1 rRNA gene is annotated in these 520 nt (G+C 41.7%); it reads left to right on the forward strand.

What is annotated here, in order from left to right:
* Positions 1 to 164 precede the first annotated feature (164 nt).
* Positions 165 to 279 (forward strand): 5S ribosomal RNA (gene rrf / locus JIG41_RS09850).
* Positions 280 to 520: the final 241 nt, after the last annotated feature.

Below are 520 nucleotides of genomic sequence, written 5' to 3' on the forward strand. Positions count from 1 at the left end.
CCATTAAGCTAACCTGTACTAATTACCCGTGAGGCTTAACCATACAACGCCAAACGCGTTTTATGACAGCGTAACAGACAGAAGTTAGTATACTAAAGTAGATTTACGATTATCAGATTTCCAGATTTTAGTTAATTGCGAATGCGATTAACGACCAGAATATGCTTGGTGACAATAGCGTTTTGGACCCACCTGACCCCATGCCGAACTCAGTAGTGAAACGAAACAGCGCCGATGATAGTGTGGCATTTGCCATGTGAAAGTAGGACATCGCCAGGCTCCTAATTAGAGAAACCCGTTGCAGCAATGCAGCGGGTTTTTTGCGTTCAGGGCTAAATCGTCCAGTACCATACTGAGATTGCATACAGAGATAAAAAGACGCATAAGCGCAAGGTGAAGAGACGTAGGAGATGTATGGACTCCTCCCCTAAATAGGGTAAGTACGGTATAAAGAAATTGCAAAACCACTTTTACCAATAAGGAATCCATACATGTCAAAATTTAACTTAATTTGTATCGA

Source organism: Pseudoalteromonas sp. bablab_jr011 (assembly GCF_016464045.1).
Classification (GTDB): Bacteria; Pseudomonadota; Gammaproteobacteria; order Enterobacterales; family Alteromonadaceae; genus Pseudoalteromonas; species Pseudoalteromonas lipolytica.